This window comes from Streptomyces sp. NPDC058326 (assembly GCF_042879855.1).
Lineage (GTDB): Bacteria > Actinomycetota > Actinomycetes > Streptomycetales > Streptomycetaceae > Streptomyces.
Genome location: NZ_JBHVZO010000018.1, coordinates 43,911 through 65,327, shown reverse-complemented (window position 1 = coordinate 65,327; position 21,417 = coordinate 43,911). Strand labels below are relative to the sequence as shown.

The window sequence follows — 21,417 nt, the reverse complement described above, 5'->3', positions numbered from 1 at the left end:
CTACCCCCGGCTCCGGGCGGTGAGCTGGCACCGGACGTCCACCACTCCTTCGACGGCCCGGGCCAGGCGTTCCGCAAGGGGTGCGAGTGCGATGTCGCGGACCTGTCCGGAGAGCGTCACGACGCCCGCGTCGACGCGCACGTCGACCTGGTGCCCGGACAGCGGGAACAGGTGCTCGATGACGTCGCGACGGACTTCGGCGGCAAGGTCGTCGTCGGGGCGGAGGAAGACCTTGAGCAGGTCGGACCGGCTGACGATCCCCTGGATCGTGCCGCGGGCGTCGACGACCGGCAGGCGCTTCACGTGGTGGGTCGCCATGAGGCGCGCGGCCTGCGGCAGGGATGACTCGGGTGCGACGGTGACGGCGGGCGAGGTCATCAGGTCCTCGGCCCGGCGTGAACCGGCCTTGGCCGTGGCGTCGAGCCGGCGCAGCTGTTCGACGAGTCCCAGGCGGTGGTCGTGGAACTCCTCCTTGAGGAGCAGGTCCGCCTCGGAGACCACGCCGACGACACGGCCCTCGCCCTCGATCACCGGGACGGCGGTCACCTTCCACCGCTCCATCGTGCTCACGATCTCCTTGAAGTCCGCGCCGCGCAGGACCGCGACGACCTTCCTGGTCATCACGTCGGCGACGGTGAAGGGCTGCGATGTCATGACTGTCTCCTCACCGGGCGTAGGCCAGGGGTTCCGCACCGACGCACGGCATCAGGTCGTCGAGGAGCCGATTGCGGGCCGACAGGAGCCGACGGGCCATGGTCGCCGCGACACACGCGAAAACCGCCTCGCCGACGGAAGGATGCGCCGAACAGAGTTCGCGTACGGCCTGTGCGTCGAATTCAAGGGCCTGGACCTCAGTGGTCGCGGTGGCACCGAGGTGCCAGTGATACGGCGGCATGATCCATGAGCAGCCGAGGAGCGCACCGCCGACGAGGGTGTCCACGACGGCGTTGCGGCGCCCGGGGACGTGCGTGTCGAGCTCGACTCTGCCGGATTCGATGATCCAGAAGCGGTCGGCGCGCTGCCGTTCGCAGAAGATGCGGGTGCCCGCGGGGAAGCGGACGGGGTGGGAGTGCTCCAGGAGCCGGCCACGCGCTTCGGAGGCGAGTTCGTCCAGGAGCGTCCGTGTGGTGGTCATGGTGTCCTCCAGCCCTTCACCCCCAGACTCCCGCGCGGCGTGCGGTCCCCAGCAGGGCCGCGCAGGGCAGACCAGGGGGCCGAAGGGCCCCGTCAGCGGACCAGAACGGCCTCACCGGAGCGGGGCACGACGGCCGTCCAGCCCAGCTCGTCGTCGATGCGGTCGCGCAGCGCCTCGGACGCGGCCGGCTCGCCGTGCACGAGGTAGGTGGTGTGCGGGGCGGGGGCGCCGCGCAGCCAGTCGACGATCTGCCCGGCGTCGGCGTGTGCCGAGAAGTGCGGGACGTCGGCGACCTCGGCCCGTACGGGCACGTACTCGCCGAACATCTTCAGCACCCGGGCGCCGTCCACGAGATCCCGCGCACGGGTGCCGGCCGCGGCGAAGCCGACCACGACGACCGCGTTCCGTGGATCCGGGAGCAGCCGGTGCAAATGGTGCAGGACGCGGCCGCCGGTCGCCATGCCCGCGGAGGAGACGATGACGGCGGGCCCGTGCGTGCTGTTGATGTCGATGGACTCCTGGACCGTCCGGGCGGCGAGGAACGGCACCGGGCTCAACGCGGCCTCGCCCTGAGCCAGAATTTCCGGCCGCAGCTCGGGGGACCGCTCGCGTACGGCGTCCCGGTACACGTCGAGGGCGGCCAAGGCCATGGGGCTGTCCACGTACACGGGCACCGAACGGGGCAGGACGCCCGTCTCGCGCAGCCGGGTGAGTTCGTGGAGCACGACCTCGGTGCGATCGATCGCGAAGGCGGGAATCACCACGGTTCCGCCTCGGGCGAGGGCCCGCGCGATGACCGACGCGAAGGCGGAACGCCCCGACTCCTGGTCGTGGCGGCGGTCACCGTACGTCGACTCCATGAGCAGCACGTCGGCGCCCGAGAACGGCTCCGGCGGCAGCAGCAGCGGGTGCCCTGGGCGCCCCAGGTCACCGGAGAGGGCCAGGGTGTGTCCGTCCTCCAGAGCGAGGCGCGTCCACGCCGAGCCGAGGATGTGCCCGCCGTGGTGGAACGTGAGCCGGGTGCCGGCCATGATCTCCACGTCCTCGCCGACCGGGACCGGGTCGAAGAAGGACAGCGTCTTGTCGACGTCGGAGTCGTCGTAGAGCGGCTTCGCCGGGCGGTGCTTGGACCAGCCGTGCTCGTTGGCGTGCCGGGCAGCCTCCATCTGGAGCCGCGCGCTGTCACGCAGCACGATCCCGGCGAGCCGTGCCGTGTGCGCGCTGGTGAGGATCGGCCCCCGGAAGCCCTGCCGGACCAGGCGGGGCAGATAGCCGCAGTGGTCCAGGTGGGCGTGGGTGACGACCACCGCGTCGATGTCGGCCACATCACGGGCGAACCGTTCCCAGTTGCGCTGGCGCAGGTCCGCGAAACCCTGGAAGAGACCACAGTCCAGGAGGATGCGCGCATGGTCGCTCTCGACCAGGAACTTGCTGCCGGTGACCGTCCCCACCCCGCCCAGGAAGCTGAGCAGGGCCGGTCGCCGACCGGGGGCGGGAGCAGCGAGAGCCGGGTTCGGGTCTGCCTCGGACATGGCCGTCCTCCTTCGGAGCGTGTACCCGCGTCCACCGTCGCACCCGGACCGCCCCGGGCCGCAGGGCCCGATCGGCCCTTCCCGTGGGCCGGTCGGCACATGCGGCGCCGCGACGCGGCGGCCGAGCCTTGACGAGGACGACATTCGAACGCGTGACAGGAAGTGGGTGGGCGCCATGAAGGCAGCCGTCTTCCAGGGCCCGGGCCGGATCGCCTGGCAGGACGTACCGGATCCGGACATCAAGGACCCCGGCGACGCCGTCGTGCGGGTCGACGTCGTCACGATCTGCGGCACCGACCTGCACATCCTCAAGGGAGACGTGCCGGAGGTGACGCCGGGCCGGATACTCGGCCACGAGGCCGTGGGCACGGTGGTCGAGACGGGCAGCGACGTGCGCACGGTACGGCCCGGGGACCGGGTCCTGATCTCCTGCATCTCGGCCTGCGGCCGCTGCCGCTTCTGCCGCGAGGGTCACTACGGCCAGTGCCGGGGCGGTGGCGGCTGGGTCCTCGGACACCTCATCGACGGGACCCAGGCGGAGTACGTCCGTGTACCGTTCGCGGACCTGTCGGTCCACCCGCTGCCGAGCGCGGTCGACAGTGTCGACGCGGTGCTGCTCGCGGACATCTTCCCCACGTCGTACGAGGTGGGCGTCCTCAACGGCCGCGTTCAGCCCGCCGACACGGTGGTCGTGGTCGGCGCGGGCCCCATCGGCCTCGCCGCGATCGCCACCGCCCGGCTCTACAGCCCCGGCCGGATCATCGCCGTCGACCTCGCCGAGTCCCGGCTCGCGGCAGCGAGGAAGCTCGGCGCCGACGCCACCGCCACCGTCGGCGAAGGTCCGGAACAGCTCGTGGAGGATCTGACCGACGGCCTCGGAGCCGATGTCGTCATGGAGGCCGTGGGCGTGCCCGAGGCCTTCGAGATGTGCACGCGGATGGTGCGCCCTGGCGGTCGGGTCGCCAACATCGGTGTCCACGGCAAGCCGTCGACGCTTCACCTCGAAGACCTGTGGATCAAGGACGTCACCATCACGACCGGTCTCGTGGACACCTCGTCGACGCCCATGCTGCTGCGCATGATGGCGGCGGGGAGGCTGCCCGCGGCCGATCTCGTCACCCACCGCTTCGAACTGGGGCAGATGGAGGAGGCGTACGACGTGTTCGGCCGCGCCGGCGACACCGGCGCCCTGAAGGTCGCGCTCGGCGGCCCACAGCACACGGCTGTGCAGGTCGCCGCGTCCCCGGAAGTCGGATGAGCGGCCCGCCCGCGACGCTCCGGCCGCCGCGTGGTGTCGTCTTCGACACCGACGGCGTGCTGCTCGAGTCCGCCGCTGTCCACGCGGCGGCATGGAAGTCCGCGTTCGACGCCTGCCTCGCGGAGCTGGCGCCCGACGACGGGAGGCCGTTCGACGTGGACGCCGATTACCGGCGGTTCGTCGACGGAAGGTCGCGCTACGACGGCGCCGAGGCGTTCCTGAAGGCCCGTGGCATCCGCCTTTCGCCGGGCGAGCCCGGAGACCCGCCCGGCTGCGGAACCGTCTGGGCGGTCGCGGCACGCAAGGAAGCGGCGTTCCAGGCCGCCCTGGCCGCCCGGCCGGTCGTCGCCTTCGAGGACGCCTTCGCGGCGCTCGCCGTCCTCCGCTCCCTGCACGTGCCGTGCGCCGCCGTGTCGGCGTCCCGCCACGCTCGGGCGCTGATCGCCGCCGCCGGACTGTCCGGCGGTCTCGCCTTCGTCGTCGACGGCGAGGACGCCGCGCGGCTCGGTCTGCCTGGGAAGCCGGATCCGGCGCTCTTCCTGCACGCGGCCCGCCTCCTCGGCATCCACCCCGGGGACGCGGCGGTGGTCGAGGACGCTATCGCCGGAGTCCGCGCGGCCCGCACGGGGGCCTTCGGCCTCGTCGTCGGTCTGGACCGCACCCCTGACGGGCACGGCGCCTCACCTCTGCACGCGGAGGGCGCGGACCTCGTCGTCCCCGACCTCACGACTCTCGTCCGGAGCGTATGGAGGGACCGCGCATGACCACCGGCTGGACCTGGACGTACGACCGCTACGAGCCGGACCGGGAACGGCTCGTCGAGTCCCTGTGCACCCTCGGCAACGGACGCTTCGCCACCCGCGGCTCCGCCCCCGAGTGCACCGCCGGCCCCGTCCACTACCCGGGCACCTACCTGGCCGGCTGCTACGACCGGCGAACGTCCGCCGTCGCCGGACACGAGGTGTCGAACGAGGACCTCGTCAACCTGCCGAACTGGACGCTGCTGCGCTACCGTTGCCTGCCGGACGACGGGCCCCCCGGAGACTGGCTGACGCCCGACTCCGAGGACCTGCACCACGGCGACGTGCGCCTCGACCTGCGCGGGGGAGTGCTGACCCGGCACCTGTTCTACCAGGACGCCCGAGGCCGTGGCCTTCGCGTCGGCCACATCAGGATCGTGCACATGGGGGACGCCGGGCTCGCCGCCCAGTGCACCATGTTCCGCGCCTATAGGTGGAGCGGCTCCGTGGAGGTCGAGTCCGTCCTCGACGGATCGGTCACCAACGCCGGGGTCGAGAGGTACCGACACCTGGAGGGCCGACACCTCACGCACCTGGACAGTGGCTTCGAACCCGGCGGGGTCGCCTGGCTCACCTGCCGTACGGGCGACCCGGACAGCCGGATCGCACTGGCCGTCCGCACGGTCACCCGTCCCGCACGTCCCGCACGACAGGACGCCAACAGGACCGGCACCGTCCAGACCTACCGTCTGCCCGTCGGACCCGGCCGCTCGGCGACCCTCGTGAAGACGCTGGCCCTGAGCACCTCGATGGACCGGCCCACCGGCGTTCCCCTTACGGCGGCCTGTGACGAGGCCGCCCGCGCCCCGGCCTTTCCCCGGCTGGTCACCACGCACAAGGCGGCCTGGCAGCGGCTCTGGGAACAAGGCGAGCTGCACGTGCCCGGGGAAGCGGGCCGCATCCTGCGCCTTCACCTCTTCCACCTGCTCCAGACGCTCTCCCCGCACACGGCGGAACTCGACGTCGGGGTTCCGGCCCGCGGTCTGCACGGAGAGGCGTACCGGGGACACGTCTTCTGGGATGAACTGTTCGTCCTGCCCTACCTCAGTCTCCACTTCCCCGAGGTAGCCCGAGCCCTGCTCATGTACCGCCACCGGCGGCTCCCGGCCGCCCGCGCGGCGGCGCGCGAGTCCGGCGGCGTCGGCGCCGTATACCCGTGGCAGAGCGCGAGTTCGGGCCGCGAGGAGACGCAGGAGCTGCACCTCAACCCGCGCTCCGGCCGCTGGCTGCCCGACTTCTCACGGCTGCAACGCCATGTGAACTCGGCCATCGCGTACAACGTGTGGCGGTACGCGCAGACCACCGGCGACCGGGGGTTCCTGCACTCCGCCGGAGCCGAGACGCTCCTGGAGATCGCCCGCAACTGGGCGGGGTCCGCCACGTACGACCCTGCCCTCGGCCGCTACCGGATCCGCGGGGTGGTGGGCCCCGACGAGTACCACGACGCCTATGCCGACGCCGCGATGCCCGGCATCGACGACAACGCCTACACCAACGCGACCGCCGCCTGGGTCCTCGCGCGCGGGCTCGAGGTGCTGGACGAACTGCCCGACGCCCGCCGCGCGGAACTCTCCGAGCAGATGGCGCTCGACGACGAGGAACTCTCCCGCTGGGACGACGTCTCCCGCCGCTTGCACATTCCGTTCCACCGCGGCGTGGTCAGTCAGTTCGAGGGGTACGGGGACCTGGCCGAGCTCGACTGGGAGGCCTACCGGGCCCGGTACGGCGACATCCGTAGGCTCGACCGGATCCTGGAGGCCGAGGGCGACACCGTCAACCGCTACCAGGCGTCGAAGCAGGCCGACACCCTCATGCTCGGTTACCTGTTCCGGCCCGAGGAGTTGTCCGCGCTGTTCGCCCGGCTCGGATACCGGCTGGACGACGAGACCTGGCGCGCCACCGTCGCGTACTACCTGCGCCGCACCAGCCACGGCTCCACGCTCAGCAGCCTCGTCCACGGCTGGGTCCTGGCCCGGCAGAAGGGCGCCGACGCATGGCGCTACTGCGAGGAGGCACTGTTCGCCGACGTGGCCGACGTCCAGGGCGGAACGACCGGCGAGGGCATCCACCTCGGGGCGATGGCCGGGACGATCGACCTCGTCGAACGCGGAATTACCGGACTGGAGGCCGGACCGGGCGAGCTGCGGGTCGCCCCGGTGCCGCTCTCGGAAATACCCCGGTTCGCCTTCACCCTCTGTGTCCAGGGCCATCAGGGGGTGCAGGTGCGGGTGCTGCCGGGGCGGCTGGCCGTCCGCGTACCGGATTCGCCGCGCAGCCCGCTCACCGTCGTCCTCCCCGGAGAGCGGCGGGTCACCGTCGCACCCGGGGAGGAGCGCTGGTTCCGTCTGTGACGGGACTCGGAGCCCGTGGCGGGCTCAGTCGAAGGCCAGCACCTCGGAGGCGGGCCGGCGCGGGGTGGCCCGGCCACGAGGCCCGTATCCCAGGCGGATCACCATCTGGACGTAGCCCGTGGTGGATCCGGGATCCCGTGCCACGGAGCGGAGTTCGGGCCACTCCAGAGGCTGGGACATGAGGGAAGTCGACAGCCCGTCGAAGGTGGCCCGGAGCAGCACCCGGTGCAGTGCCTGGCCGGCCTTCAGCCACTCCGTCGGGGTGTCCTCGGTCGTGCCGAGCAGCGCGATCTGGGGTCGCTTCTCGAAGGGCGCCGACTCGCGCCCGGGAATCCGGCTGTGGGAGCCGAAGTCTCGGACCGGTGAGGTGACGTCGTACTGGCGCGGGCCGAAGGCGTACGACGGGATGCCCTCGGTCCCGGCGCCTTCGCCGGCCGTCTCCGTGCGCGTCCAGGCCGCGATCTCGTCCCGTACCGCCGCGTCGGCGGACTCGAACCTCTCGGAGTCGTGGACGAGGCCGAGGACGGTGTCGGTGTGCCAGGCGCCCGGCACGACCAGCCGGCAGCCCTCCAGGATCGCGGCTGCCCGGAGCCCGTCGAGGATCTCGACGGGGATCCGTTCCTCGCTGAACGGGAAGCGGATCGTGTGCCGCTCGTGCAGCGCGGGCCGGAGCACAGCCAGTTCCTCGTCGTACTCGTCAGCGGCTCCGGACGGACGCACGTCGGCGAGATGCCAAGGGTCGTCGGGATCGGGCAGCAGTCGGACGGCGGCGTGCCGGCCGTGGTGGGCAGCGCTCACGCGCAGACCGAACAGGGCGGCTCCGCAGCCGAGATGGAGGGCGCGGTGATCGGGGTCCTCCCGCGGCATTCCACGCGCGGGGTCGCCGTGCAGCTCGATGGTGTCGGTGCCGACCCGGTGGACGAACTTCCATGGCTGGGCGTTGTGCATCGACGGCGCGGTGACGGCGTCCTCGATCAGCGACGTCACGAGCGGTCGGGTCATAGCTCTGGTGGACACGGTTCGTCCTGTCTGTGAGGGGGGCACCAAGTGATCTCTCGTGTGCTGCGTGCAGTGGATGCGAATCCCATGGCGTCCTCGTCCATGGACAGCCGGTCCACCACGGCGACGACGCCGTCCACCTGTTCGGTGAGGCCGACGAGCGTCCGAGCATGGCCCTGTCGCCGGACCCGACCGTGGAGCGTCACCACGCCGTCAAGGACGTGGACGTCGACCTCATCGGCGCCCGGGCCCAGGGCAACCGGCATGACCTCCTCCCGTACACGGCGTCGGATCTCGGCGTCCGGGCGGAGGAAGACACGGAGCAGATCGCGACGGGTCACCATCCCCACCAACCGTTCCTCCTCGTCGACGACCGGAAGGCGCTCCACGCCGCGGCGGACCATCAGGCGTGCCGCCTCGGCGACCGTCTCCTCGGCGTGCACCGTGACGGCCGGTGCCGTCATGAGGTCCCGCGCGGTCGGCTCCCGTTGGGTCAGAAGATCGGACTCGGAGACAACTCCTACGACGCGGTCGTCCTCGTCGAGGACGGGCACACCGCTGATGTCATGGTCGGCGAGCAGCTGCGCCACCCCACTGAACGGTGTCGCGGGGACGACCGACACGACGCTGTCGGTCATCAGGGCGCCGACCTTCAGGTGCTTCATCGCCGCGCCTCCTGTTCGAGCGGCTCCAGCGTCCGGGTGGGTGTTGCCTTGCTCCTCCCACCGTCCGCCCCGCGCCGGTGACCTGCGAGGGCCGAACGGTCCAGCATCGGGACCGACCGGACCGACGGCGCGAACGGGACCTTTGGCCCTGCCCTTGCCCCCAGCGGCCCTCCGGCCGGCGGGCAAGCGGGTGCCACGGTGAGAGCAGGCCTGAACGTAGCCAGCGGACCGGCCCCCGGACCGGATGAGGAGGAGCCATGGACGGAATCACGAACCGTCCCGGCCCGGGCAGGGTCGTGGTCGGAGTAGACGGATCAGCGTCCGCCGAGACTGCTGCGCTGTGGGCCGCGAACGAGGCGGCGCTACGCGGCAGTGGCCTCTGCCTCCTCCATGCGACGTACACCGACGCCGCCTCCCGGATCCTGTCTCCGGCCGAGATCGCCCGCATCAGGCGAGCCGGCAAGGAGGTGATCGACCGGACCGCCGAAACGGTCGCGGCGCGCCACCCCGACCTCGTCGTCATCACGGAAGTCAGCGGTGACCCACCTGCGGAGGGGCTGCGAAGGGCTGCCGCCCTGAGCGGCACCATCGTCGTCGGGCACCGGGGTCGCGGCGGATTCGCCTCACTCCTGCTCGGCTCCGTCGGACTCGCGGTCGCGGCCAACGCCACCACACCGGTGGTCGTGGTGCGCGGAGCCGCCGAGCCCGCAGAGGCTGGTGCGGTCCTCGTGGCGGTCCGCGACGGGAACGACCTGGGCTGCGCCCAGGCGGCAGCCCGCGAGGCCCTGCTGCGCAAGGTGCCGCTCCGGCTCATGCACGTGTGGGGCACGGTCTCGTACGCCGGCGTGCGGACGGTTCTCCGCAACGCCACGGCGAGTGGGGCCGGCGAACACGCGCGGGCAGCGGAGGCCCTCGCCGACCGGCTCCGGGAGGAATTCCCGGAGCTGCCTCTGGAAGCAGAGGGCGTCAGGAGCCAGAGCGTTCCCGGAGCGCTCGTCGAGGCGACACGGCATGCCGACCTCCTCGTCGTCGGCGGCCGGAGGGCGCCCGGCTACCTCGGACCGACCCTGGGGCGGACCACGCTCGGCCTGCTGCAACACGGTCACTGCCCGGTGGAGCTGATTCCCCGGCACGGACCCGGACACGGGAGCACATCATGACCGCCACAAGGGAACGCCTCGACATCGTCGTCGGCATCGACCCGGTCAGGAACTGGCACGTCGCTCTGGCCTGGGCGGCCGACGAAGCCCACCGCCGCCGCCGCGCCCTCCGCCTCGTGGTCGCCGTTCTACCGCTGCACGACACTCAGCACGTCGACGACAGCCCTCGGCACCAGGCCCAGACACAGGCGGGGAAGGACACCCTGCGTGCCGCGGCCGACTGGGCACGCGTCCGGCATCCGGATCTGGAGATCACCTCCGCACTCTTCGACGGGTTTCCTGCTCGGGTGCTGGCGGGACTCTCGCGTGACGCCGCGATGGTCGTGCTCGGCTCCCGGCACCTCAGCCGTACCGAGGAGTTCCTGAGCGCCGGCTCCCTCGTCGTTCCGGTCACCGCACAGGCGCGGTGTCCCGTCGTCGTCGTGGGTGACGCCGAGCACAGCACCCAGGACCCGCCCTACCTCGTCGTCGGCGTCGACGGCAGCGAGTCCTCCCGGGCCGCCCTCGCTCTTGCCTTCGAAGAGGCGGACCTCCGGCGCTGCGCGCTGCTTGCCATCGCCGTGTGGCAGTCCCCAGTCTTTACCGTCCAGGCGGAGGACACCCTGTTCGACGCCGAGCGTCGACTGCTCTCCGAGACGACTGCCGGCTGGGCGGAGAAGTACCCCGATGTCCGGTTCGCCCACGAGGTGCTCATCGGATCACCCGTCGAGATGCTCGCGGACGCCGCCGAACATGCCTTGGCCGTCGTCGTCGGCCGCCGGGGCAGGGGCGGATACACCGGGATGCGCGTCGGATCCGTCGTCCACGGCCTCCTGCACAGGGCTCAGTGCCCCGTCATCACTGTCCCCACCGAGTGAGCTCACCATGACGACCTCGGCAACCATGTCGGCCGGTCGCGTCACGGGCCTCACCGAGGAGGACGCGGCTCGTCGGCTCGCCGCCACGGGGCCCAATCAGGTGGCCGCGAGGAAGCCCATACGTCTCCACACCCGGGTCCTGGCGCAGCTGCGTGACCCGTTGATCATGGTGCTGCTCGGGGCCGTCGTACTCACCCTCGCGATCGGCGACCACCCCGACGCGATCGTCATCGCAGTGGTCGTCGTCGTGAACACGACCGTCGGCGTCGCGCAGGAAATCCGGGCCGACAACGCCGTCGCCGCCCTCTCGGCCTTGAGCGCACCGCATGCGCGAGTCAGGCGCGACGCTGCCGACCGAGACGTGCCGGCCGCGGAGATCGTCCCCGGGGACGTGCTCCTGCTCGGCGAGGGGGACATCATCGCGGCCGACGCCGAGCTCATCGAGGCGTCCGCCCTTCTCCTCGACGAGTCCATGCTCACCGGGGAGTCGGTGCCCGTGGACAAGGACCCAGGGGACACGCTCAGCGCCGGCACGGTCGTGGCACGCGGCCGGGGCGTGGCCGTCGTAGCAGCGACCGGCGCATCCAGCGCGCTCGGCCGCATCGCGGCGCTTCTCGACGACCACCGTGAGCCGACTCCGCTGCAGCGCCGCCTCGCCGCGCTCGGCCGCGTCCTCGCCGCCGTGACGCTCGCCCTGTGCGTGCTGGTCTTCGCCCTCGGCCTTGTACGCGGGCTTCCGCTCGGCACGATGGCGGTCACGGCCATCAGCCTGGCCGTGGCGGCCGTCCCGGAATCCCTGCCCGCCGTCGTCACGCTGGCCCTCGCCCTTGGCGCCCGGCGCATGGTCGCCCGGCACGCGCTCGTGCGGCGGCTGCCCGCCGTGGAGACGCTCGGCTCGGTATCCGTCCTCGCCACCGACAAGACCGGAACCCTCACCGAGGGACGCATGGTCGTCCAGCACGTCTGGACGCCGCCGCTGAGCGCCGAACTCCAGGGCGTCGGCTACGAACCCGAGGGGGCGGTTCTGGTCGACGGCAGACCGGCGGAGGCGGACGAACTCGTCCCGGCGCGGGAACTGCTGACGATCACGGCCCTGTGCAACGACGCCGCCCTGAGAGCACCCGATGCCGGTACGCCCGACGGTCGCTGGACGGCCTTGGGAGACCCGATGGAAGCCGCCCTGCTCGCGGCCGCGGCCAAGGCGGGCTGCCCGGACCCGGCCGAACTGGCGGCAACCCGTCCCCGGATCGCGGAAGCGCCGTTCGACAGCCTCCGCAAGCGCATGACCACGCTGCACACGGAGGAGGAGGGCCGGGTCCTCGTCTGCCTCAAGGGCGCCCCCGAGGCCGTACTCGACCCCGAGGTGCTCGTGGACGGACCGCAGACGCTGGACCGGGCGCGACGTCAGGCCGCCGGCCTGGCGGAGCGCGGCTACCGCGTCCTCGCCGTGGCCTCGGGCGTACGGGACGACCTGCCGGACCCGGTCACTACGGCCGAATCACAGCTCACACTGCTCGGGCTCGTCGCGCTGAGCGACCCGCCCAAGCCGCATGCCGCCGCGACCCTCGCAGCCTGCCGGGCGGCCGGGATCACCCCCGTGCTCATCACCGGAGACCACCCGGCGACGGCGCGGGCGGTGGCGTCCAGCGTGGCGCTCCTCGGAGACGGAGACGGAGTCACGGGCAGCCGGGTCGTCACGGGCGCGGACGTCGCCGAGGGCAGCGTTCCCGACCTCACCTCGGTGCGGGTCTTCGCCCGCACGGACCCCCAGCAGAAGCTGGACATCGTCGAGGCGTGGCGGGCCCAGGGAGCGGTGACCGCCATGACGGGCGACGGGGTCAACGACGGCCCGGCCCTCCACCGCGCCGACATCGGCGTCGCGATGGGCGCCCGCGGCACGGAGGTCGCGCGGCAGGCGGCGGACCTCGTCCTCACGGACGACGAGCTCTCGACGGTCGTCGCGGCCGTCGAGGAAGGGCGGCGCGTCTACGACAACATCCGCCGCTTCCTCGTCTACGGGATGGCCGGCGGCGCGGCCGAAATCCTGGTCATGCTGCTCGGCCCGTTCCTCGGACTGCCGCTGCCCCTGCGGGCGGGCCAGATCTTGTGGATCAACCTCCTCACGCACGGTCTCACCGGTGTCGCCATGGGCGCGGAACCGGCCGCCCCGGGCACGATGCGACGCCCGCCCCGCCCGCCGGACCAGCACATTCTCGGCGGCGGTGCCTGGCAGCGCCTGCTCCTCCTTGCCGTCGTCGTCACGGCCGCCACGCTGGGCGCCGGACTCGCCGCGCGGGCGCTGGACATGCCCTGGCAGAGCGTCCTCTTCCTCGCCCTCCTCGCCGCCCAGCTCGGCGTCGTCCTGGGGCTGCGGGCCCGGTTGCTGACCCGGGAGAACCCCTTCCTGCCGCTCTCAGTTCTCGTCTCTGCCCTCCTGGCCGCTGCCGCGCTGTACGTGCCGTTCCTGAGCTCGGTCCTGGAGACGGAACCGCTCGGCTGGGCGGGCATCGGCCTCGCCGCCGGCTGCGCGCCGGCCGGATTCCTCGCGGCGCGTCTCGTCCGGACGGCTTTCCGTCGGACGAGCCCGGCAGGAACGGTGGGGACATCGGGACTACCGTGAGAAGAGACGTGCCGGGGCCGTTGGGCGCGGCCTGACGCGACCGGAGGTTTCGATGGGCCCGGAGGGCACCGAGTCAGCGGATGCGAGGCTGCCGCGGCTGAGGCTGGACGAGTTGCTCGACGAGCTCCAGGGGCGCATCGACGAGGTGCGAGGCACCAGGGACCGGCTCAACGGGCTCCTCGAAGCCGTCATGTCCGTCGGCCGGGAGCTCGATCTGCCCCAGGTATTGCGGGGCATCGTCGAAGCAGCTGTGACCCTTGTGGACGCCGAGTACGGGGCGCTGGGCGTCATCGGCGACGACCGGAGGCTTTCCGAGTTCATCACCGTCGGTATCGACGACCACCTGCGACAGCGGATCGGCGCGCTGCCGTCCGGCCACGGCATCCTGGGCGAGCTGATCCGTCATCCCGAGCCGCTGCGTCTGTCCGAGCTGTCCGAGCACCCGGCCTCGTACGGCTTCCCGGCCCACCACCCGCCGATGCACGCGTTCCTCGGTGTCCCGATCCGAGTGCGCGACGAGGTGTTCGGCAACCTGTACCTCACGGAGAAGCGGGGTGGGGCCGACTTCGACGCCGAGGACGAGGCCGTCGTGACGACACTGGCCGTGGCCGCCGGTATCGCTGTCGAGAACGCCCGGCTCTACGAGGAGGGCCGACTGCGCCAGCGCTGGCTGGCCGCCAGCTCCGATTTCACCAGCGCTCTCCTGTCCGGCGCGGAGGAGACCGAGGTCCTCGGCGGGATGCTGGAGCGGGCCGTGGACATCGCCGGAGCCGACATCGGGGTCTTCTACCTGGTCGGCCCGGGAGGCGAGCTGCGGGGGTCGCTTGCCTGCGGCGAAGGAGCGGAGGTTCACCGGGGCGTCGTGCTGCCCAGCAGCGAGGGAACCCTCGCCGCCGTCGCCCTGACCCAGGACGGTCTGACCACCGCGGCCGACGTCGAGAACGACCCTCGCCTCACCACACAGCCAGAACGGTGGCGGGGCTTCGGGCCGGCGGTGGCCGTCACGGTCGGCACCAAGGAACGGTTGAACGGAGTCCTGATCCTCGCGAGGCGTCGGGGGCGGTCGCCCTTCACGGGCGTCGAGGTCAGTGCCTTGCCCGGATTCGCCGGACAGGCGGCGCTGGCCCTGGAACTCGCGGACCGGCGCCGTGACGCCGAGCAGGTGAGCCTGCTGGAGGACCGTGATCGGATCGCGCGAGACCTGCACGATCTCGCCATCCAGCGGCTCTTCGCCACGGGCATGACCTTGCAGAGCGCGCGGCGATTCGTCGAGCATCCGGAGGCCCTGGACCGGCTGACGCGCGCCATCGATGATCTCGACGCCACCATCAAGATCATCCGATCGACCATCTTCGGACTCCGGGAACATGAGACGAGCGCGGCGGCGCCGAAGCTCAGGAGCCGCATCGTGAAGGCGGTCGACTCGGCCGCGTCGGCCCTCGGTTTCGCCCCGGCCCTGCGCATGGAGGGCCTGCTCGACACCGACGTGCTGCCCGAGGCAGCCGAGGAGGTGGTCGCGGTCATCGGCGAAGCCCTCACCAACGTGGCTCGCCACGCGCACGCACGTCACGCCGAGGTGGCGGTCGTCGCCGAGGAGAACGTACTGGCCGTCACGGTGAGCGACGACGGTCTCGGCGTCCGGCCGGGCGGCGTCAGGAGCGGGCTGCGGAACCTCACCGAACGGGCCGAACGGCTGGGAGGCGACCTGACGGTCCGGGCACGGCCCGGCCAGGAGGCGGGCACGCTGGTCGAATGGCGCATCCCGCTACCCTCCGACCAGGTCTGAGGCAGCTACGTCTCCTGCGCGTCGTGCTCGTGGACCTGGGCGGCGATCACCGCGGCCTGGACGCGGCGCTCCACACCCAGCTTGCCGAGCAGGCGTGAGATGTGGTTCTTGACCGTCTTCTCGGACAGGTAGAGCCGCTTGGCGATCTGCCGGTTGGTGAGCCCCTCGCCGATCAACTCAAGAACGGAGCGCTCCCGCTCGGACAACGCCGCGAGGCGTTCGTCCTCCGGTGCCTTGGCCGTTTCGGGGTCCCGCAGCGAGTGCATCAGCCGGGCTGTGGTGGCCGGGTCCAGCATCGACTGGCCCGTGGCCACGGTCCGCACGGCCGACACGAGGTCCGACCCCTTGATCTGCTTGAGCACGTACCCCGCCGCACCTGCCATGATCGCGTCGAGAAGCGCGTCCTCGTCGTCGAACGAGGTCAGCATCAGGCACGCCAGCTCGGGCATCCGTGAGCGCAGCTCCCGGCAGACGGAGATACCGTCGCCGTCGGGCAGCCGTACGTCGAGCACGGCCACGTCCGGCCGCAGGGCCGGCCCCCTGGCCAGTGCCTGTGCGGCCGTCGACGCCTCCCCGACCACCTCCATGTCGGGTTCGTCGTCGATCAGGTCGTGCAGGCCCCGGCGGACGACTTCGTGATCGTCCACGAGGAAGACCCGCGTGGGTGTCTCGGCTGCCGGCAGATCGGTCATGGCGACCCCTGTGGTCGATGGGTGGCTACCCGCCCCCACAAGGATTGTCCGTCATGAGCCGTCGTCATGGGAGCCGAGCTCCATCCGGACGTCGACGACGCCCTCCACGGCCCGCACGGCGCGGGCCAGCAGCGGCACGAGCGACCGGTCGGCCAGCGCGCCCCGCAGGGTGACCACACCCTCCACCACGGCGACGTCCAGATCGATGAGGGCGGCTGGCCCCCCGAGCACCGTACGGCGGATCTCCGCCTCGATCTCGTCGTCCTTCCGCAGGAACACCTTGAGCAGGTCGCTCCGACTGACGACGCCCTCCAGCATCCCGATGTCGTTCACCACGGGCAGCCGCTTCACCTTCCGCCGGGCCATGATCCGGGCGGCTTCGGCGAGTGTGGCATCCGCGTGCACGGTTACGGCGGGGCTGGACATGAGCTCCCCGGCCCGAACGGCTCCGGCCTTGGCGGCCTCCGCGAACTCGTCCGGACGAGCTTCCCCGCCCCGGAACTCCTCCTTGGGCAGCAGATCGGCCTCCGAGACGACCCCCACGACACGTCCCTCCCCTTCCAGAACCGGGAGGGCGCTCACCTTCCACTGGTCCATCAGGGTGACGATCTCCTTGTAGGGCGCGTCCCGGCCGATCGCGATGGCGGTGTGGGTCATGACGTCGCTGACGGTGTAGCTCGAGACAGGCGAAGTGCGCATCGGAGAGCCTCCTCAGGTATCCAGTCCCAGTCTGGGTCCGCGCCCCTCGCCGGGGGAGGGCCAGATGACCCTCCCCCGGGCCCGCTCGGCTCATGCGGGGCTCCGCCATGCATATGCCTCACGAAGGTGCAGGGACGTTGTAAGTGGGGATAACGGGGTGAGAAGGAGGAACTACCGGTGAACCAGAAGACTTTGGGGCAACTGCTCGAGTGTGCTCGCCACGCCATCGAGGTGACCGATGACGAACTCGACGAGGCCAAACGACGAAGACGGCTCCTCGCCGGCTCCATGCGCCGAGCCTTCCCGGGCTCGACTATTTATTTCAACGGGAGCGTCGCTCACGGCGACGCCAACACGCCACTTACCGACGTCGACCTCGGTGCGAAGCTGTCCAGCGGGGAGGCCGATGGCTACGGGCCTGGTCAGAGTGACGCTTTGCCTCTCATGGAGCGCGCCCGTCAGGCCATCAGGGAGGACCTCTCCGAGGAGTTCAAGAAGCTGACTGTCACGGTCGAAGGCAGACGCCGGGCCGTGCTGGTCCGCTTCGGCGAGCCCGTCACGCTCGGGCAGCCCGACTTCACGGCCGATGTGATGACGGCGATCCCGCACCCCTCGGGCAAGGGGCTGTACATCCCTAACATGGAGATATCCGCCCGGTGGGACCGGGCGGATCCTCTCACGCACACCCGACTCGTGCTGGACGCGCTGGACAAGACCGACCGTGTGTTCGCACGTGCCGTGCGACTGCTCAAACACTGGAACAAGACGCACAGCAAGCCGCTCTGCTCGTGGAACATCAAGGCGCTCGCACTCGACTGCATCGACGAGCCGATGGCGCTGATCGACGCTCTCTCGGCCTTCTTCACGCACGCGTACGACGTGCTGGGGGACGGGCCGACCCCGGATCCGGCTGGCGTCGCGGGCCCGATCCCGCTCAACATGCCCATGGCCGAGGCCCGTCGGCGTCTTCGCACGGCCAGGGATGACGTGGCCCTCGCCAAAGAGCATGAGACCGAGGGGAGGCCGCTCAGCGCTCAACACGCCCTCAGCCGTGTGTTGCCCGACATCGTCCCTGATGTGGACGCCACTGACGAAGAACAGGCCCGGCTCCGCCTCTCCGCCATCGGCATGACGGGCTTCGGACCGGGACTCGTCGCCCCCAGCGTGACGCCCACCCGTGCTTGGGCTCCCTGAAATGGGTTTCTGGTACGGCCTGCAGCCCGTTTGGTGGGCTCCGCTCGAGAGGGACGCCAAACGCAGATTCGGCCACGACCTGACGCACCGGTACAAACCCGGCTGTCTGACCTACCGACTTCAAGGTCTTGACGTCATTGGCGAACCGGAGCCCCTCACGGTAACCATCCGCTTCTTCGCGGAGCCGCCATACGCCACATACGGCCAGCTCCCGCAGGACTTCCCCCGCGTTCACGCCAAGCCCGGGGCTCCGTCGAAGCACCGCTTCGACACGGACGATGCGCTTTGCCTGTGGTACCCGTACGATCCCCAGGAGCGCCGGTGGACCAGCGAGAAGGGCCTCCTCGACCTCATTGAGATCGTGCGCAGGCACCTGTTCCTCGAGCACTACTGGCGTCGCACGGGCGGACACGACGGGGGCGAGTGGATCGTCGAGGACGCACCGCACGGCATACCGGGGGGTGGCTCGTGGGTCCGATCCGGATCGTCTCGGCCGCGGCGCAGGCGAGTGGCTGGTCGTGGGCGCAGACCACTGCTCTGATCGTCCCGGCCGTCGCGCTGGTGGGCGTGTACGCCACCTATGCGCTCAACCAGCGGGCGGCCCGCCGGGAGCGCCGGGCCAAGACCTTCGCCGAAGCGCTGACGGCGGTCGAGGAATACCTTGAGATGCCGTACCGCATTCGGCGACGCCACAACTCCCCGGAGGCACGCCGGGACCTCACCGACCAGGTCAGCTCCCTGCTCGCTCGCATGGCCTTCCACCACGCCTGGCTCCAGATTGAGGCCTCCGCGGTCGCCGAACCGTACGCCGCGTTCGTCTCGGCGGCCCGAGCCGAGGCCGGAGTCCACATGAGCGAGGCGTGGCGGCAGCCGCCCATCGAAGCGGACAGCGGCATGAATCTCGGACAGGCATACGCCCGAGACCAGTCGACGGCGGCCCGAGCCGCCTGCATCGACGCCATGCGGGCGAACCTGTGACTTAGTGGGTCGGGACCGGCTGTGCCGTCAAAGGTGCTGTTCGTGCTCTACGCCGAGAGGCATTGGCGGCAGGCGTTCGTGGCGCCGCACTGGAGCCGAGCCTGTGGGGGCACCGGATTACTCGTTGCGGAGACATGTCTCGGGACCTGTGCTGTACCAAAGTGCCAACTATCTCGCCGATTCTGCCTTCCAGCCGCTGACGTCAGTTGGCGCCAGTGCAGGTCACGATTGTTGCCCGGTGCCAACTAGCAATCCTGGTCACAACGTTGCGACTGCTGATTTTAGTTGTCACAAACAGGGGCTGGTTGGCACCGGAGAGGGCTGTGAAGGTGGTCTCCCTGCGTAACTGCGGCCCAGGCCAGGACAGTGGCGGTGTGGCTGCTGGGGGGCGTACTACCTTGCCGGAACTGGTCCAGGTCGTCGCAGAGTTCGGCCCAGTGAGCCTTTTCAGAGTGGCCACCGATCGGGTGACGGCTGTGTCCGCTGGCGATGAGCGCTACCGCAGATCAGAGAGTGGTCAACCTCAGGGAACCATTCACCCCGTGGAATGAGTGCTGAAGAAGCTCACTGGTCATCAGTGCATCCTCCATGATCGGGAGTTACACCGAACGATTTACAGTCCCGATTCCGTCACCGGGGCCGCGAAAGACGCCGGGGACGCCGGGGACGGCGGGTGGGCTCATTTCCAGACGGCGAATGCCTGGTCGTCGCTGCGCCGCAGCAGTCCGCCCTTTACCCACTCGACCTTCTCGGGCGCCGCGTTAGAGCCCGAGGCGGAGAGGTAGACCGCGCATGCCTCGTAACTCTCGCCGGCCGCGGCTTGCTTGAACTCGTTGGAGTTGTGTTCGTCGAGGCACTTGTCGAACTTCGGGGCGTCCTTGTAGCTGAGTTTCCCGTCCGTGCCCACGATGGGTTCCGGGAAGGCGCTCATGATGTTCAGCTGGGTCATCAGGGCACCGTCCGCCGTGACGTCGAAGGAGGGTCCGTTCACATCGCCGACGTCGGTCTTGGTCACACGGTAATGGACGTAGTACGGCGTACGGCCTTGATATTTGGCTGCATCCTTGAGAACGGACAGGTCGCCGGAGGTCCCGGCGACCACGCGCAACACGCTGACCTCCAGGTTGTCCTTCTTCACCTTGGCACCATAAGACAGCTCCTGGGTGCCGGAGCATCCGGTAAGTGCGATTGCGGTGGCGGTGCTGGAGAGGACGGCGAATACCGTACGAGTGTTCAAGACTCCCCCTGTGTCAGTAATCGAAAGTGTCGCGGGCGATGGACGGTCAGGGCTTGCCTAAGAGGACACGTCGCGCGTCGAACCGCGTAGACGCATTGGCATCAGCAGCACGATGGCCGTGCCGCCCTTCACGTCTGCGCCCGACCCAGTTCAGCGCGACGCCCACCAGAGCGCCGATGAGGCCCCAGAGCTGCGCGAGGTTGAAACGGAAGAACGGACCCCGCTGCCCAGTGGCGCTCCCATTACACGGCGGCGTGGGGCCTCCGTCGGCGATGTGGGAGCGGATCACGGGAGGGTCATGCTGCGATCTCCCGAAGTGCGTACAGGCCAGCACGACATGTTGCCCACCTCAGGTGGCCCGACCACCGCGAGCCGGCGCCGGCTTGCTGATCGTTTGTCCAGCGTGACCGTCCGGCCATCTGCTGTGATGGCCGGCGTGTGGCGAGCGCCGCTGGAAGCGAGTGCGTGTCATCGTCTGACGTACCAGTTCACCAGCCGTCGCAAAAGTTCACCCGACCGGGTCGCGTCGGCCGATGTCGCCGGCCCTCTTCCTCGTGTGGGCGCCCGTAAGAACGTGCTGCTCTACGGATTACTTGTCACCTCGAAGCCCGAGCCGTAGACGTCGGCGGGATCGGCGGTGTCACGGGCGCGCAGGTCGGCGAGGATGTTGGCCGAGCTGGTGTACACGTAGGGGGGGATGCCGAGGATGAGGCCCTTGGTTATGCCCGCCCAGGGGCCCTCCGCCTGGAATCCGTTGGCCTCGGAGGGGTACGGGGTGCCCGGTACGTGCCAGATAGCCGGGCCGCCGGAGTCGCCGCCCTTGTGCTTGGCGTGCGACTGGTAGACGCCGCTGCTGCTGTTGGTGATCCGCCCATACCAGACACCCAGTTGTCCGGACACCACGAGTTCGTTGTTGTTGAACAGAGCGGCGCCGAGGAGACGCTCGTCGTCGCGGGCGGGCGACAAGGCGTTCGGGCTGGCCTTGCCGCCGGGGACTTCCAATTCGTCGGTCTGCTTCAGATGCGGCCCCTGTGATGAGAGTGCCACGCCGTCGACCAGTTCGATGATCATGTAGTCCTTGGTCAGGTGTCCAGTCATCGAACCCTCGGGGTCCTTGAAATAGCGCACGTACCCGATCGGGCCGGCTGCGGTGTCCTGCCGGTGGTAGACAGGGGCGATGTTCTCGTGGATCTCGCGGTCCGCGTAGCGCGGGTCGTTGATGCAGTGGCCTGCAGATATGGCGATCTTCCGCCCGTAGTCGTCCTTGCCGACCGCTCCCACGGTGCAGAAGGCGTCGGGCATGTCCGGGTTGAAGGCGATCTGCATGCCGTTGTATACGCGCTTGCCGGAAACACGGTCCTCCGGCGCGGTGCCGGCTGCGGTGCCGGCGCCGAGGGTCCCCGTGAGTGCCAGGGTCATGGTGAGTGTGCTGAGTCGTCGGAACATGCGTGCTT

The 21,417-nt window shown here is 70.4% G+C and carries 18 protein-coding genes; 9 read left to right on the top strand and 9 right to left on the bottom strand.

Annotated features, from left to right (window positions below):
- The 3 genes from ACFVYX_RS27955 to ACFVYX_RS27945 all read right to left on the bottom strand — a co-directional run bounded on the left by ACFVYX_RS27955 (position 1) and on the right by ACFVYX_RS27945 (position 2,667).
- Positions 1 to 654, bottom strand: coding sequence for a CBS domain-containing protein (locus ACFVYX_RS27955; RefSeq protein ID WP_389684257.1), 654 nt, complete (start codon positions 652 to 654; stop codon positions 1 to 3).
- Positions 655 to 664: 10 nt separating this feature from the next.
- Positions 665 to 1,135 (bottom strand): cyclic nucleotide-binding domain-containing protein, encoded by a 471-nt coding sequence (locus tag ACFVYX_RS27950; protein WP_389684256.1) that lies wholly within the window; start codon positions 1,133 to 1,135, stop codon positions 665 to 667.
- Positions 1,136 to 1,227: 92 nt separating this feature from the next.
- Entirely contained in the window at positions 1,228 to 2,667 is a 1,440-nt protein-coding gene (locus ACFVYX_RS27945; protein WP_389684255.1) for an MBL fold metallo-hydrolase RNA specificity domain-containing protein, read from the bottom strand.
- Positions 2,668 to 2,842: 175 nt separating this feature from the next.
- Here ACFVYX_RS27945 and ACFVYX_RS27940 point away from each other — a divergent pair, with 175 nt between their 5' ends.
- From ACFVYX_RS27940 to ACFVYX_RS27930, 3 genes are read left to right on the top strand one after another with little or no spacing between them, the layout of a single operon-like run.
- A complete protein-coding gene (locus tag ACFVYX_RS27940; protein WP_389684254.1) occupies positions 2,843 to 3,925 on the top strand; it encodes a zinc-dependent alcohol dehydrogenase family protein in 1,083 nt (360 codons plus the stop codon).
- Positions 3,922 to 4,689: an HAD family hydrolase gene (locus ACFVYX_RS27935; protein ID WP_389684253.1), complete on the top strand. Its 768-nt coding sequence runs from the start codon at positions 3,922 to 3,924 to the stop codon at positions 4,687 to 4,689. The genes ACFVYX_RS27940 and ACFVYX_RS27935 overlap by 4 nt, the downstream gene beginning before the upstream one ends.
- Entirely contained in the window at positions 4,686 to 7,076 is a 2,391-nt protein-coding gene (locus ACFVYX_RS27930) for a glycoside hydrolase family 65 protein (RefSeq protein WP_389684252.1), read from the top strand. The genes ACFVYX_RS27935 and ACFVYX_RS27930 overlap by 4 nt, the downstream gene beginning before the upstream one ends.
- 24 nt (positions 7,077 to 7,100) lie before the next feature.
- Here the strand turns inward: ACFVYX_RS27930 and ACFVYX_RS27925 are convergent, their stop codons facing one another.
- Both ACFVYX_RS27925 and ACFVYX_RS27920 read right to left on the bottom strand, forming a co-directional pair.
- Entirely contained in the window at positions 7,101 to 8,078 is a 978-nt protein-coding gene (locus ACFVYX_RS27925; protein WP_389684251.1) for an Acg family FMN-binding oxidoreductase, read from the bottom strand.
- On the bottom strand, positions 8,075 to 8,713 hold the full coding sequence (locus ACFVYX_RS27920; RefSeq protein WP_389684250.1) for a CBS domain-containing protein: 639 nt from the start codon (positions 8,711 to 8,713) through the stop codon (positions 8,075 to 8,077). Before ACFVYX_RS27920 ends, ACFVYX_RS27925 begins: the two co-directional genes overlap by 4 nt.
- Positions 8,714 to 8,997: 284 nt before the next feature.
- On the opposite strand from ACFVYX_RS27920, the gene ACFVYX_RS27915 reads away from it, so the two are divergent.
- Genes ACFVYX_RS27915 through ACFVYX_RS27900 form a run of 4 tightly spaced genes read left to right on the top strand, consistent with a single transcriptional unit; the run spans position 8,998 to position 15,163 of the window.
- On the top strand, positions 8,998 to 9,900 hold the full coding sequence (locus tag ACFVYX_RS27915) for a universal stress protein (RefSeq protein ID WP_389684249.1): 903 nt from the start codon (positions 8,998 to 9,000) through the stop codon (positions 9,898 to 9,900).
- Positions 9,897 to 10,757, top strand: coding sequence for a universal stress protein (locus ACFVYX_RS27910; protein WP_389684248.1), 861 nt, complete (start codon positions 9,897 to 9,899; stop codon positions 10,755 to 10,757). Before ACFVYX_RS27915 ends, ACFVYX_RS27910 begins: the two co-directional genes overlap by 4 nt.
- A gap of 7 nt (positions 10,758 to 10,764) precedes the next feature.
- Entirely contained in the window at positions 10,765 to 13,377 is a 2,613-nt protein-coding gene (locus ACFVYX_RS27905; RefSeq protein WP_389684247.1) for a cation-translocating P-type ATPase, read from the top strand.
- Positions 13,378 to 13,429: 52 nt separating this feature from the next.
- Complete coding sequence (locus tag ACFVYX_RS27900; protein ID WP_389684246.1) at positions 13,430 to 15,163, top strand: GAF domain-containing protein; 1,734 nt, start codon at positions 13,430 to 13,432, stop codon at positions 15,161 to 15,163.
- Between the two features lie 5 nt (positions 15,164 to 15,168).
- Here the strand turns inward: ACFVYX_RS27900 and ACFVYX_RS27895 are convergent, their stop codons facing one another.
- Together ACFVYX_RS27895 and ACFVYX_RS27890 are read right to left on the bottom strand one after the other, a co-directional pair.
- The gene (locus ACFVYX_RS27895; protein ID WP_389684245.1) at positions 15,169 to 15,855 is read right to left on the bottom strand and encodes a response regulator; all 687 of its coding nucleotides are present in this window, start codon (positions 15,853 to 15,855) and stop codon (positions 15,169 to 15,171) included.
- A gap of 51 nt (positions 15,856 to 15,906) precedes the next feature.
- Positions 15,907 to 16,554, bottom strand: coding sequence for a CBS domain-containing protein (locus ACFVYX_RS27890; protein WP_389684244.1), 648 nt, complete (start codon positions 16,552 to 16,554; stop codon positions 15,907 to 15,909).
- Positions 16,555 to 16,731: 177 nt separating this feature from the next.
- Between ACFVYX_RS27890 and ACFVYX_RS27885 the strand changes: the two genes are divergently transcribed.
- Together ACFVYX_RS27885 and ACFVYX_RS27880 are read left to right on the top strand one after the other, a co-directional pair.
- Positions 16,732 to 17,748, top strand: a complete 1,017-nt coding sequence (locus tag ACFVYX_RS27885; RefSeq protein WP_389684243.1) for a hypothetical protein — start codon at positions 16,732 to 16,734, stop codon at positions 17,746 to 17,748.
- Positions 17,749 to 18,216: 468 nt separating this feature from the next.
- Positions 18,217 to 18,726, top strand: coding sequence for a hypothetical protein (locus ACFVYX_RS27880; RefSeq protein WP_389684242.1), 510 nt, complete (start codon positions 18,217 to 18,219; stop codon positions 18,724 to 18,726).
- Between the two features lie 679 nt (positions 18,727 to 19,405).
- Here ACFVYX_RS27880 and ACFVYX_RS27875 read toward each other — a convergent pair.
- Together ACFVYX_RS27875 and ACFVYX_RS27870 are read right to left on the bottom strand one after the other, a co-directional pair.
- On the bottom strand, positions 19,406 to 19,864 hold the full coding sequence (locus tag ACFVYX_RS27875) for a hypothetical protein (RefSeq protein ID WP_389684241.1): 459 nt from the start codon (positions 19,862 to 19,864) through the stop codon (positions 19,406 to 19,408).
- 681 nt (positions 19,865 to 20,545) lie between these two features.
- Entirely contained in the window at positions 20,546 to 21,409 is an 864-nt protein-coding gene (locus tag ACFVYX_RS27870) for a hypothetical protein (RefSeq protein ID WP_389684240.1), read from the bottom strand.
- Positions 21,410 to 21,417: the final 8 nt, after the last annotated feature.